We start from the raw sequence: 12,270 nt of genomic DNA on the forward strand, positions 1-12,270 counted from the left end.
TTTCTATGCAATTTTAACATGGTAAATATGTTAACTTTGTACTAAGGTTAAAATAGCATAGATTTTGGTTAATTTTGTAGAGACGCCCTACACAACATGACAGTAACTTTACACTACCAAATTTAAAATGGCAAAAATGATTCAAAAACCTGCTTTTGAGGCAATTGCGCCTAGTTTTGGACACTCGTTTACGTATCAAAAGTTCAATGAGAACAACGAGAATAAGAACAATGGCTGGCATTATCACCCCGAACTGGAACTGGTCTATATTAACGGAGGTTCCGGAAAACGGCAAATAGGCAGTCATGTCTCCTATTTTAGAAACGGAGACCTTATCCTTATTGGGTCCAACCTGCCCCATTGTGGATTTACCGATAAATTAACGGGAAACAAAAGTGAGACCCTTGTTCAGATGAAAGCTGATTTTTTGGGGAGTGATTTCTTCAATATCCCCGAAATGAAGAACATTCAAAAACTCTTTGAAGTTGCCAAGGGTGGAATCGCATTTTCAGGTATGACCAAGGTAAAGGTTGGTGAAAAAATGGAAATCTTGGAGTACCAAACCGATTTCCAACGACTTTTATCCATCCTTAATATATTGAACATACTGGCTACTTCGGATGAAATCAAAGTATTGAACGGCGAAGGCTTTTCCATAGAGACCGAGGTAAAGGACAATGACCGAATCAATATTGTCTTCAATCACGTGAAGACCAATTTTAAGGAAGACATCAGCTTGGATGAAATTGCGGATATGGTGAGCATGACCGTACCCTCATTCTGTAGGTACTTCAAAAAAATTACCAATAAGACCTTTACGCAGTTTGTAAACGAATATCGTTTGGTGCACGCTTCTAAACTATTGGCCGAGCAGCCTATGAGTATTACCCAAGTGTGTTATGAAAGTGGATTCAACAACTTTTCGCATTTCAACAAATCGTTTAAAGCATTCACTGGTCAAAATCCATCAGAGTACAGAAACCAATTAAAGGCCGTATTGCAATAAGCATAATGGCCTAGGCAAACAAGTCGTTAAGGACTTTGGCCAGTCGTAATCCCCCTCTTTGCAGTTGTTGGAACAGTACATCATTATATTTGTAGGCGTATTGGTAACCCAGCTTTTCACCTACCTCAACAGATTCGTATAACTCGGCACAAATTTCATGGGATTCATCCACCCAATCGTAAATGGTACCTTCCTGAATCTTTTTACGTTCTTTTCGAGACACCTGATCGAGTTCATTGGCTAATTCCGTATAGGTCATACCATACGAAACAATTAAATTTTTGTCCCATACCCGGTGTAAATTACTTCCTTCGCCAAACCATTGTACCTGTATATCATTACCCCCTTTGTCCTCTGCCCTACTGGCGTGCATGGGCTGGTGTAAATCTCCAATAAGGTGAACCAACATCTTAAGGTGAAAAACACGATCTTCCCTACTTCTATTTTTATCCAGTACTACTCGCTTGCACTCTTCAATGGCAGTGATAATATCACCATATTCACTCTTTTCAGAATCTGCATATTTTATCCCTAAGGGATAATTCACGTAATGCCAAGCCGAATATTTGGAATACTTTCGGTCCGCTTTTATTTCATCAGCATACGTGGAAACAAAAGCAAGGCTATGTCCATCCAGCAAATCGTTCAAAGCCCGCTTTGCCTTCCCAGATAAGTGGTTTTGTGCAATATGCCCTGTTACACGATGTCCTGTTTTCCCCCAAAAGTTACTGAAGGCCAGGACGGGGGCCAATAAAAATAAAATTATGGTCTTTTTCATGATTGATGAGGTATTCAAAAGTAGAAGCAAGATTTACAATCCATTAACAAAATTTATGAGTCCCAATTTTCACCATCTTTTTTGAAACACAATGCTCTAAAGCAAACTTTGGGATTTTTTTAACGAAGCTAAATCTTAAATTTGTGAACCAACTAACTCAGCTAATGTTTTATTTTCGTTTTGTACTCAGTACGCTGTTATTCCCATTTCTATTTTTTGCGCAAACCACTCCCAAGCAATTCACGGTAAAATACATTGAAGAACCCATGCAAATTGATGGGATTTTGGATGAATCGGTTTGGGATATTGCAGAAAGTGCCAACAATTTTCAACAATATTTCCCTTCAGATTCCATTTTGGCCCTGCAGCAAACCGAGATAAAAATGTTGTACAGTGCCACTACGCTCTACATTGGTATTAAGCTCAACACGGAAGGTAGTGATTACGTGATTCCTTCCTTGGAGCGGGATTACAGAGCTGGTGGAAATGACAATATTAGCCTACTTTTTGATACCTTCAATGATGGAACCAATGCCTTTCTGTTTGGAATGAATCCCTATGGGGTTCGCAGGGAGGCCTTAATTTCAAATGGAGGTATCGGATTGAGTGGTTTCACTACCTCTTGGGATGTAAAATGGCAGGGCGAAGCAAAAATATACGATGGCTATTACATATGTGAGATGGCCATTCCCCTTACTTCTTTCAAATTTAAACAAGGAGAGACCAAATGGCGTTTCAACAGCTACCGTTTTGATATGCAAACCAACGAAACCAGCACATGGGCTGAAATTCCGCAGAATCAGTTTGTCTTTGGGCTCGCCTTCATGGGAGATATGGTTTTTGAAAAACCTCTTGGAAAATCAAGGACTCCCATGGCCATTATCCCCTACATCAACGGAATTGCAGGCAAGGATTATGAAACTAATGAGGATAGAAGTAATCTGAATTTTGGGGGAGACGCAAAGGTCTCCATTGGCAATGGCATGAATCTGGATATTACCGTAAACCCCGATTTTTCCAACGTAGAGGTGGACAATTTGGTCACCAATCTTACCCGATTTGAAATTTCTCTTCCAGAGCGCAGGCAGTTTTTTATTGACAATAGTGACCTTTTTGGTTCTTTTGGAAATGAAAGGGACTCCAATCCCTTCTTTTCAAGAAGAATTGGTATTGCCGAAAATCTGGATGGTGAGACCATTGAAAATGGCATTATTGGCGGTGTTCGTCTGAGCGGAAAAGTAAATGAGAACTGGAGGCTGGGCTTTCTCAACATCCAAACGGAGGAAGATGAGGCCAATGAGATTGCCAGTAACAACAACACCGTTTTTGCCCTTCAAAAAAAGATGTTCTCCCGTTCCAACCTTAGCTTTATTTTGGTGAACCGCCAAACCTTTCAGGATTATGACTTCCTAGCTGAGGAAGATCGCTACAACCGTGTGGTAGGGCTGGATTACAATTTGGCGTCGGCAGATAATACTTGGACAGGAAAGTTTTTTTATCATAAGTCTTTTGCCCATGCCCTAGGCGATCGTGATGCCGCTGGAGGAGTGGACTTACAATACAACTCCAGATACCTCAATTTTGGACTTCGCGGGAACTTTGTGGGTAATGACTTTCGTTCCGATCTTGGCTTTATACGTCGCCAAGACATTGTGGCCGCCAGACCTTTTGTTGAAGTAAATTTCTGGCCCAAAAAGGGAAATATGAATTTTCACGGGTTTCGCTTTAACCCCAATGCAATTTGGAGGCCCACTTTGGATTATCAGAATACCGACTACCTATTTTTCACAGGCTGGCAGGCCCAGTTCAAGACCCAAGAGGAACTATCCGCTCGTATGTTCAACCGATATACTTTTTTAACGGAGTCCTTTGACCCCACTGATACTGATGGTGGTGTTGAGCTTCCGGCCGATCAAGGCTATTATTATACCAGTTTTGAAGTTGAGTTTCAGAGTGATCGAAGAAAGGTTCTTTCGTATTCCCTTGAACCTGGGTATGGTGAATTTTACAACGGCACCCAGTTTGCGCTTGAAGGGGATGTAAGCCTTCGCCTCCAACCTACGGTTTTCCTTTCCTTGGGGTTAAACTACAACAGCATTCAACTACCCGAACCGTATGAAAGTGCTGATTTATGGCTGGTGAGTCCGCGAATCAACATCACCTTCAATAAATCCGTTTTTTGGTCCACTTTGGTACAATATAGCAACCAGTTGGACAATTTAGGAATCAACTCGCGCTTGCAATGGCGTTTTGCCCCCTTATCTGATCTATTCTTGGTGTACAACGATAACTACTTCGTAAATACGATTATGCCTAGAAGCAGGTCCATTAACCTAAAACTCACGTATTGGTTGAACATATAGTCATATAAAATGGCTTTTTTTGATTTTCCTATATTTGGAGCCATCACTATTTAACTGCTATGAACCAACTACCTTTTACAGATGACACCGTTATCTTTGGACTTCTCTGCCTTTGTTTAGGCTTTGTTTTCTATACTTCATCCCTAAAAACGGGATTTTGGAGCAAGTTTTACGGTGTGGTGCCCACTGTACTCATGTGCTACCTATTGCCTGCAATTTTAGCAAGTTTGGGCATAGTGGACGAATCGTCCTCCCAGACCTATTTCGTTGCGAGTAGATATTTGTTGCCAGCCGCACTGATCTTAATGACCCTGAGCATAGACCTTAAAGCCATCATGAACTTAGGCTCCAAAGCCTTGATCATGTTTTTGACCGGTACGGTTGGTGTCATCATAGGAGGACCTTTGGCCATTTTGATTGTTTCCATTTTTTCACCAGAAACTGTGGGCGGAAGTGGTTTTGATGCTGTTTGGCGCGGATTGGCCACTATTGCCGGAAGCTGGATAGGTGGAGGCGCCAATCAGGCTGCTATGCTGGAAGTGTTCAAATACAATCAGGAAAATTATGGAGGAATGGTCTTGATTGACATCGTAGTGGCCAATCTTTGGATGGCTGTGCTCTTACTTGGTATTGGAAAATCCAAAAGAATTGATGCTTGGTTAAAAGCTGATACCTCATCCATTGAACAACTCAAACAAAAGGTTTCCACGTATACTGAAAAAATTGCCCGCGTTACCTCTTTGCCCGATTTTATGATGATGCTTTTCTATGCCTTTGCCGGGGTTGGTATTGCCCATTTTTTGGGATATCATTTTGCTGGATTCTTGGAGAACAATTTTGAAGTCATCCGCAACAAACAGAAAATACTCTCTTCCCTAGGTTCCCAATTTTTGTGGATGGTGGTCTTTGCAACTACTATCGGAATTGGTTTATCTTTTACCAAGGCTAAAGCATATGAAGGGGTCGGGGCAAGCAAAATAGGTGGTGTTTTCATCTACATATTGGTGGCTACCATTGGAATGAAGATGGATTTGGGTAAAGTTTTGGAAAACCCAGGTCTCATTGCTATTGGGTTGGTTTGGATCAGCATTCATGCCGGGCTTTTGATTTTGGTGGCCAAATTGATCAAAGCCCCCTACTTTTTTCTTGCTGTGGGCAGCCAGGCCAATGTAGGCGGAGCTGCTTCAGCACCCGTTGTGGCAGCCGAATTTCATCCTTCATTGACCTCCGTGGGCATTCTTTTGGCCGTTTTTGGGTACGTTGTGGGCACGGCCGGCGCCTATATTTGTGCTTTATTGATGGAAGTGGCCTCCAAAGTTTAAAAAGTTCAGAAGTTTATGCATATTTGCCGAGCAAAATTTGAATAATGAAGAGAATCCTAACGATAGTAGTTTTGATATTGGCCATGGCCTCGTGTGAAAAGGAAACGGAAAACACCATGTTGGTTTCCGGAAACATAAAAGGACTGAAAAAAGGCACCCTTTTTCTACAACAGTTCAAAGATTCTTCATTGGTGGTATTGGATTCCCTCAAAATTGAAGGCGATGGGAATTTCAGTTTTTCACACGAAGTTGAAAACCCTGATATTTTTTATCTCTATCTGGAAAAAGAGGACCAAAATGAGGTCAATGACCGAATCTTGTTTTTTGGTGAGCCTGGACAAATTACAATCAATACCTCTTGGAACACGTTTGACCTGAATCCAGAAATTATGGGTTCTAAGTCACATGAAACACTTTCAGAATTCAATGAGATGCTCTCAAAATTCAACTTGAAGGATTTAACCTTGATGCAAGAAGCCACCCAACCCAAATATCAAGAAAACACAAAGGCGTTGGATTCACTTCAAAGACTGGCGGACCAAAATCTTTTGAATCGGTACAGATATGTATTGAACTTTGGTTTGAACAATGGAGATTCCTATGCCACTCCTTATATAATGATTATGGAGGCCCAAGAAGCCAACCCCAAGTATTTGGATTCGGTGTACAGGAAACTATCGCCTGAAGTGGCTGCATCAAAATATGGGAAAGCGCTTCAAGATTTCTTGAAAAAGCAGGATTGATCAACTGGCAAGATTGTTCAGTTCTTCCACAAGTTCTGTGGCTTTTTCTTCCAGTTGTACCCGTATTTCCTTAAAATGGGCTTTGGTATCTTTTACTTCTTTCTGATGGATTTTACCCATTAATTCATCGAACACCGCTATGGCTTTGTCAATGATTACGGTTCCCTCTTCAGATTCTTTGTTTCCCGAACCGGCTTCCCAAATATAAACCGCTTCAATAATGTCCCCCAGCACATAGTTGACATCTTTTTTTAAATCACGAACACTTGGCATGGTAAGTATTTTTTCAAATGTACTACTAAATCGTAACTTCTAAAAGTTTGGCTCTGTGGGTGTTAATGTTCACAGTACTGCTGCATGCGGGCACCAAAATGGTCTCCCCCTTCTTAATGGAAACATTGCCCCAATCGTTGTCAATGGTGGCCTCCCCCCCTACGCACATATATATTGTAAAGGAATCCCGAGTGGACAAATCTTGGTGCATTGAACTGTTCAAATCCAAAAAGTTGGTCTTGAAATAAGGACAATCGACCATGGTATTTACGGCATCCTTTTTATGGGGGTAATCCACTTTAAAATCGTCCTTTTGCTCATAATCAATGGCATCAACGGCCAGACCTGTATGCAATTCCCGAAGATTTCCATTTTTGTCCTTGCGGTCAAAATCGTACACTCTATAGGTGATGTCAGAAGTCTGTTGGATTTCGGCCAACATGACCCCTGCACCAATGGCATGTATTTTTCCGGTATTAATGAAAAAAGTGTCCCCTTCTGAAACTTCTTCGTAGTTCATCAAATCCAACAAAGTGCCTTCTTCCAAACTTTGTATGTACTCGGCTTTTTCAACATTCCTGTTAAATCCTACGATCAACTTGGCCCCAGGGTCGGCATTCATTATATACCACATTTCCGTTTTCCCAAAGGAATTGTGCCTTTCTTTTGCCAAATCGTCATTGGGATGCAGCTGAATGGAAAGATCTTGCTTGGCATCTATGAATTTTATAAGGATAGGAAACTCATTTCCAAAACGTGCCACAACACTTTTTCCCAATAGTTTCTCACCATGCTTGGTAATGAGTTGATTTAATGACGTTCCTGCCAAATCTCCATTGCACACTTCTGAAATATCGCCTTGCACACCAGAAAGTTCCCAACTCTCCCCAGTAATATCACTTTCTATGGGTTTGTTAAGTACGTCTTTCAGCTTGGTGCCTCCCCAAAGTCGTTCCTTTAGGATGGGTTTGAATTTTAAAGGGTATAGGTCCATTTTTATCCTGAGTAAGTTACAAAATTTCGGGGGGTTTCATATAGCACAACTTCCAAGTCCTTGGTCTTGTTTATATGAGGTCGGAGTTTATTCCAGATGACCACGGCTATATTTTCTGCCGTTGGGTTTAGATTTTTAAACTCAGGTACATCTGCATTGAGGTTTTTATGATCCAGGGCTTCTTCAACGTGCTCTTTTATCAAATCCTTGAGCACCTTTAAATCCATCACAAAGCCTGTTTCTTGGTCAATTTCACCGGTAACACTAACAATCAGCTCATAGTTATGCCCATGGTACCGTGGGTTGTTACACTTGCCAAAAACAGCGTTATTTTTCGCTTCATCCCAATCTGGCCGGTACAACCTGTGTGCTGCATTAAAAATGGCCTTTCTGCTTACTTTCACCTTCATTATGATGGGATATTTTGCATAAGATGTTCATAGAAACGTTCAAAAATAATCTTGAACCAGGCCGTATAGTGATCAGGGTTCTTGGAAATATCCTTTTTGATGTCTTCTGGGTGCATCCATTTCCAATCTGCCACTTCTTCTGGATTAATGTTTGGTGCACTATTGAATGAACCGATCATTACATGGTCATACTCATGTTCGGTAAGTCCATTATCAAAAGGAGCTTTATAAATAAATGAAAATAACTCTTTGAGTTCTGTGCTGAAGCCCATTTCCTCCATAAGCCGACGCTTGCCAGCCTCAATATTGGATTCTCCATTCCTTTGGTGGCTGCAACAGGTATTGGTCCATAGCAAGGGAGAATGATATTTATCTTTGGCACGCTGTTGAAGCATGGTCTCTCCCTTATCGTTCATCACAAAAACAGAAAAAGCCCGATGCAGCAATGCCTTCTCGTGGGCCTCCATTTTGGGCATCAAGCCAATGGGCTCGTCGGCCTCATTCACCAAAATCACATTTTCCTCTTCCATGCGGCAAAAATATGACCTTTGGCGGAATTTACCCGAAGTAGGAGTTTTAAATTGTCCTTAAAAGAAGCGTGGCGATTTAAGATTTCCCAGGTTTCTGATGAAATCGTAACGAAGAATGACCTCAAAAGAACCATCGTTGAAGGTAGCTGCTCCCAACTCGGTAATTTCACGGTCATAGGCCAGACCTATCATTAATTGGTCGGACACCATGAAGCCAAACAAGCCACTGAAAGCAGCATCCCACCGGTAGGCAACACCTCCAATGAAGCGTTCATTCAACATAAAGTTGGCTGAAAGATCGACCTGCAATGGAGCTCCTTGCACCACTTTGGTCAAAAGTGTTGGCTTAAATTTGAGAAAAGGGTTCAAATCCCAAACATACCCTGTAATGGCATACAGATTTATCTGCTCTTTGGCCGTGGAAACCGAAGACGTATCAAAATGGGTAGTTTCCAAGATTCGTGGGGCGGATAGTCCGGCATAGAATCTATCGGTATGGTAGTACACCCCAGCACCAACATTGGGTGAAAACTTGTTCTGTATATCTTGTTGTGACTGTAATTGCGGATCTATTTCAAATTCATCCAGTTCAGAATAACGAATATCGAGCATATGGGCACTGGCCTTTAGACCGAAACTCAATCGCCCCTCCCAAGAAGTTTGAATGGTATAAGAAAAGTCCACATCAAAATAGGTTTCTGAAGTGGGGCCTATCTTATCATTTACTATAGAAACTCCCAAACCAACACCTCTATATCCCATTGGGGTATGGATGTTGAGCGTTTGCGTCTCCGGTGCACCATCCAATCCGAGCCATTGGTTACGATAAAGTGCCGCTATGCTCAAATGGCCACGGGAACCGGCATAAGCAGGGTTGACACTTACCGTATTGTACATATATTGGGTGTACTGAGCATCTTGTTGTGCATGTACCATCCCCATTGCCCCAAGTAGCAACACGGTAAGCAGTCCCTTAATTCTATTTCTTAAAGCCTTTTTATCCTCAGCGACCATTTCTTTATCGGTTTATATATAGATACCCTGTAAGTTGTTTCATGTTTCCTGTCCCATCTTGATATTCTATGATGTAGAAATATGTACCCACGGGAAGCTTATTATCTTGGTCCACAGTAACCCTACCTTGCGAAGTGCCATCAAAAACATTTCCAGCAGTATTGTAGGCTCTGGTTTGATATACCATAACACCCCATCGGTTATAAATTTTGACGGTGTTGTTCGGATAATTTTCAAGACCGTTTATGGCCAACACATCGTGCACACCATCTCCATTAGGCGTGATAACATTGATGACATCTACCGTTTCCACGGTAGTTTCACCCAAGTCTGGATCTAGATAATTTGGGATTCCATTTTCGTTGGAATCGTCATTGGTATAGTCCCCGTCTTGGTCTAAGTCCTCATCAATGGTCTCTATACCATCATCGTCATCATCAGAATCCCTGAAATCTGGAATTCCATCAGAATCTGTATCGGGCATGTCTAAGCTTGGGTCATCAATTTCATCATTGACATCGATATCAATAACGGTTTCGCCCTCGTAGCCATCGTCCAACCCATCATTGTCTTTATCGGAACCGATCAGTGTTACATCGGCTATACCATCATGGTCACGGTCATGACCTTCAATAGCATCGGGTACATTGTCATCATCACTATCGGTATCCACATAATCTGGAATGCCATCATTATCGGAATCCACAGGAATCAATCCAACGTTACCATCGTTTTCGTAGGCATCATCCAATCCATTTCCATTGGCATCCGCCAAACTTGGTGCAATGTATCCCAGCGCGGGTTGTGCTTCAATGTTGTCAGGAATGCCATCATCATCACTATCTATATCCAAATAATCAGGAATGCCGTCTCCATCGGTATCAGTGGGATTTGTTGACGGGTCGTTGTCATTATCGGCATTAAGGTCTTCAAAACTGTCCACAATGCCATCCCCATCAGCATCCAAATCAATTCCAAGGGTATTTACGATAATCGTAATCGTAGCAGTATCACAGTTTCCGTTGGTATCACAAACTGTATATTCAAATGTATCCGTCCCAATAAAATCTGGGTTGGGCACATAGGTAATGTCGTCATCTGATGGATCATTGGGAGTGCTATTGTTGTTCAACGTAACCGTTCCATTAGACGGAGTTGTAGCAGAAATTGTTCCTACGGTAGGAATATCATTATCGTTGCCTCTCCATAGCACAACAATGTCTGTGTTAATGTCTGTGGAAACTGAATCATCATTAGTATCAAGAATAGGTAAGACATCTATAGTAACAGTCGCCGTGCTACAATCTCCCAGAGCGTTACAAATGGTGTAATCAAAGGAATCGCTTCCATTGTAATCAGGATTCGGGGTATACGTAACTATATCATCTGTGGGATCATTGGCTGTTCCATTGTCATTTATAGCAACCGAACCATTGGATGGAGTTGTTGCCGTGAGCGTACCTGTTGTTGGCAAGTCAGAATCGTTATCGAAAATGGGAACCACAATAGATTCATCTTCGTTCACCGCGATTAAATCATCCACCAAATTGGCAGCCTGACTCATACATACTACGGTAAATCTTGGTAGTTCTGAATTATTTCCTGCTTTGGTAATGGTAGCTGTGTAGCGCATCACACTTTGTGTGCTAGTAACCATTGGGCGGGTTTGGTCTCCACTTAAAGCTGGCGTCCAACTTACTGTTGCTCCCGTAGGCACACTTGCTGAAATGTCAAGTGTCACTTCATTATTTGGCGCACCACATTCGGTCAAAATAAAATAGCCCGTAGCATTTGATCCACAGAGTGTCCCATCATAAGTAGCAAAGTAAACACCAGGTTGGGTAGCCTCATAAAAGGAGTCTGTTCCCAGAACAGTTCCCAGGTTGGAAGCTTCAAACCATTGGTAGTTGCTTTCATCACCTGTATTTGGGGCCTGAAGCAAAAATTGCGCATTTGCAAAGTTCATTCCCAAAAACAGAATGAACAATCCAATGAATAAAGACTTATGTAGGTTATTTGAGTTCAAATCGATTAGTCTTTATATCATTTTTACTTTACAACAAACACCACATTGATCAAAGCATTGTAATCTGCCGGTTGTCCAATAATATCATAGGTTAATTCACCATTGGCGTCAATACTCATGTTCGCAAAAACTGTGGGATCAGCGTATGTAATATAATAATACAGGTCAGTGGCCGCATACGTTGGTATAGCTGCAGGTGCACCTGCGCTTGCAACGGCCGGAGTACCATACTGAGCAACATATTGAGCGTATAAATCCACGGTTCGTCCAGTTCCATTTGTGGAAGCATCTATAGCTATTGATGGTGGATAAAATATTCGTGCTGCTTTGGAAGTAATCGGTGCTATATCTTGAATTACATCTTCCACTGTAGCTTCTGTATTACCATCACCATCTACATCAACAGGACTATCTGAGTTAACTTCGGATGCATCTTGATTGTCTGTGTTAATCCCACTAATATCAATAGTATTTCCTTCTGAAATGGTTAAATCATTACCAGAAAGGCTCAACGTCTGGTCATCGGTATCCGTATCTATGGAACTGATGTCAATGGTGTTTCCACCACTTATCGATAGGTCGGAACCGCTCAATGAGAGGGTCTGACCATCAGTGTCTGCATCTTATGCGCACAAAACGATGGCGCCGACGTCCGCAGGGGTCAATATGTTGCCAGCGGCCAAGCTGAGGGCCTGGTCATCGGAGATGTCAAGGTAGCCGCTCAGGTCCACGTTGTTCCCGTCCTCTATCGAAAGGCTGTTGCCCGACAGGGTGAGTGTCTGGTCGTCCGAACCGCTGTTGTCCAATGCCG

13 protein-coding genes are annotated in these 12,270 nt (G+C 42.0%); 4 read left to right on the forward strand and 9 right to left on the reverse strand.

Annotated features, from left to right (window positions below; genetic code table 11):
• Window positions 1-136 precede the first annotated feature (136 nt).
• On the forward strand, window positions 137-1,006 hold the full coding sequence (locus AB1A65_RS14780; protein ID WP_366590667.1) for an AraC family transcriptional regulator: 870 nt from the start codon (window positions 137-139) through the stop codon (window positions 1,004-1,006).
• Between the two features lie 10 nt (window positions 1,007-1,016).
• Here the strand turns inward: AB1A65_RS14780 and AB1A65_RS14785 are convergent, their stop codons facing one another.
• Window positions 1,017-1,784, reverse strand: coding sequence for a S1/P1 nuclease (locus tag AB1A65_RS14785; protein ID WP_366590669.1), 768 nt, complete (start codon window positions 1,782-1,784; stop codon window positions 1,017-1,019).
• A 164-nt stretch (window positions 1,785-1,948) separates the two neighbouring features.
• Between AB1A65_RS14785 and AB1A65_RS14790 the strand changes: the two genes are divergently transcribed.
• The 3 genes from AB1A65_RS14790 to AB1A65_RS14800 are packed head-to-tail and all read left to right on the forward strand — an operon-like array spanning window position 1,949 to window position 6,212.
• Entirely contained in the window at window positions 1,949-4,147 is a 2,199-nt protein-coding gene (locus tag AB1A65_RS14790; protein WP_366590670.1) for a DUF5916 domain-containing protein, read from the forward strand.
• Window positions 4,148-4,206: 59 nt separating this feature from the next.
• Complete coding sequence (locus AB1A65_RS14795; protein ID WP_366590671.1) at window positions 4,207-5,469, forward strand: DUF819 family protein; 1,263 nt, start codon at window positions 4,207-4,209, stop codon at window positions 5,467-5,469.
• Between the two features lie 44 nt (window positions 5,470-5,513).
• Window positions 5,514-6,212, forward strand: a complete 699-nt coding sequence (locus AB1A65_RS14800) for a DUF4369 domain-containing protein (RefSeq protein WP_366590672.1) — start codon at window positions 5,514-5,516, stop codon at window positions 6,210-6,212.
• Here AB1A65_RS14800 and AB1A65_RS14805 read toward each other — a convergent pair whose 3' ends face one another.
• From AB1A65_RS14805 to AB1A65_RS14840, 8 genes are all read right to left on the reverse strand, one after another.
• Window positions 6,213-6,485, reverse strand: a complete 273-nt coding sequence (locus AB1A65_RS14805) for a hypothetical protein (RefSeq protein ID WP_366590673.1) — start codon at window positions 6,483-6,485, stop codon at window positions 6,213-6,215. It abuts the gene before it with no gap.
• A gap of 25 nt (window positions 6,486-6,510) precedes the next feature.
• On the reverse strand, window positions 6,511-7,479 hold the full coding sequence (locus tag AB1A65_RS14810; protein ID WP_366590674.1) for a type I phosphomannose isomerase catalytic subunit: 969 nt from the start codon (window positions 7,477-7,479) through the stop codon (window positions 6,511-6,513).
• Between the two features lie 2 nt (window positions 7,480-7,481).
• Window positions 7,482-7,889: a 6-carboxytetrahydropterin synthase gene (locus AB1A65_RS14815; protein WP_366590675.1), complete on the reverse strand. Its 408-nt coding sequence runs from the start codon at window positions 7,887-7,889 to the stop codon at window positions 7,482-7,484.
• The gene (gene idi / locus AB1A65_RS14820; protein ID WP_366590676.1) at window positions 7,889-8,419 is read right to left on the reverse strand and encodes an isopentenyl-diphosphate Delta-isomerase; all 531 of its coding nucleotides are present in this window, start codon (window positions 8,417-8,419) and stop codon (window positions 7,889-7,891) included. The genes AB1A65_RS14815 and idi overlap by 1 nt, the downstream gene beginning before the upstream one ends.
• A gap of 57 nt (window positions 8,420-8,476) precedes the next feature.
• Window positions 8,477-9,433, reverse strand: a complete 957-nt coding sequence (locus AB1A65_RS14825; protein WP_366590677.1) for a type IX secretion system membrane protein PorP/SprF — start codon at window positions 9,431-9,433, stop codon at window positions 8,477-8,479.
• A gap of 4 nt (window positions 9,434-9,437) precedes the next feature.
• A complete protein-coding gene (locus AB1A65_RS14830) occupies window positions 9,438-11,399 on the reverse strand; it encodes a gliding motility-associated C-terminal domain-containing protein (protein WP_366590689.1) in 1,962 nt (653 codons plus the stop codon).
• Between the two features lie 83 nt (window positions 11,400-11,482).
• On the reverse strand, window positions 11,483-12,052 hold the full coding sequence (locus AB1A65_RS14835; protein ID WP_366590678.1) for a hypothetical protein: 570 nt from the start codon (window positions 12,050-12,052) through the stop codon (window positions 11,483-11,485).
• A 30-nt stretch (window positions 12,053-12,082) separates the two neighbouring features.
• A partial coding sequence (locus tag AB1A65_RS14840; protein ID WP_366590680.1) for a hypothetical protein occupies window positions 12,083-12,270 on the reverse strand: 188 nt, incomplete at its 5' end.

The organism is Allomuricauda sp. ANG21, from assembly GCF_040705235.1.
Taxonomy (GTDB): domain Bacteria; phylum Bacteroidota; class Bacteroidia; order Flavobacteriales; family Flavobacteriaceae; genus Flagellimonas; species Flagellimonas marina.

Excerpts from the sequence above, each read along its gene's own strand:
- AB1A65_RS14810 (WP_366590674.1), bottom strand. The coding sequence starts at position 7,479 with ATGGACCTATACCCTTTAAAATTCAAACCCATCCTAAAGGAACGACTT.
- AB1A65_RS14830 (WP_366590689.1), bottom strand. The coding sequence starts at position 11,399 with ATGAACTTTGCAAATGCGCAATTTTTGCTTCAGGCCCCAAATACAGGT.
- AB1A65_RS14795 (WP_366590671.1), top strand. The coding sequence starts at position 4,207 with ATGAACCAACTACCTTTTACAGATGACACCGTTATCTTTGGACTTCTC.
- AB1A65_RS14785 (WP_366590669.1), bottom strand. The coding sequence starts at position 1,784 with ATGAAAAAGACCATAATTTTATTTTTATTGGCCCCCGTCCTGGCCTTC.
- AB1A65_RS14780 (WP_366590667.1), top strand. The coding sequence starts at position 137 with ATGATTCAAAAACCTGCTTTTGAGGCAATTGCGCCTAGTTTTGGACAC.
- AB1A65_RS14805 (WP_366590673.1), bottom strand. The coding sequence starts at position 6,485 with ATGCCAAGTGTTCGTGATTTAAAAAAAGATGTCAACTATGTGCTGGGG.
- AB1A65_RS14800 (WP_366590672.1), top strand. The coding sequence starts at position 5,514 with ATGAAGAGAATCCTAACGATAGTAGTTTTGATATTGGCCATGGCCTCG.
- AB1A65_RS14815 (WP_366590675.1), bottom strand. The coding sequence starts at position 7,889 with ATGAAGGTGAAAGTAAGCAGAAAGGCCATTTTTAATGCAGCACACAGG.
- AB1A65_RS14790 (WP_366590670.1), top strand. The coding sequence starts at position 1,949 with ATGTTTTATTTTCGTTTTGTACTCAGTACGCTGTTATTCCCATTTCTA.
- idi (WP_366590676.1), bottom strand. The coding sequence starts at position 8,419 with ATGGAAGAGGAAAATGTGATTTTGGTGAATGAGGCCGACGAGCCCATT.
- AB1A65_RS14825 (WP_366590677.1), bottom strand. The coding sequence starts at position 9,433 with ATGGTCGCTGAGGATAAAAAGGCTTTAAGAAATAGAATTAAGGGACTG.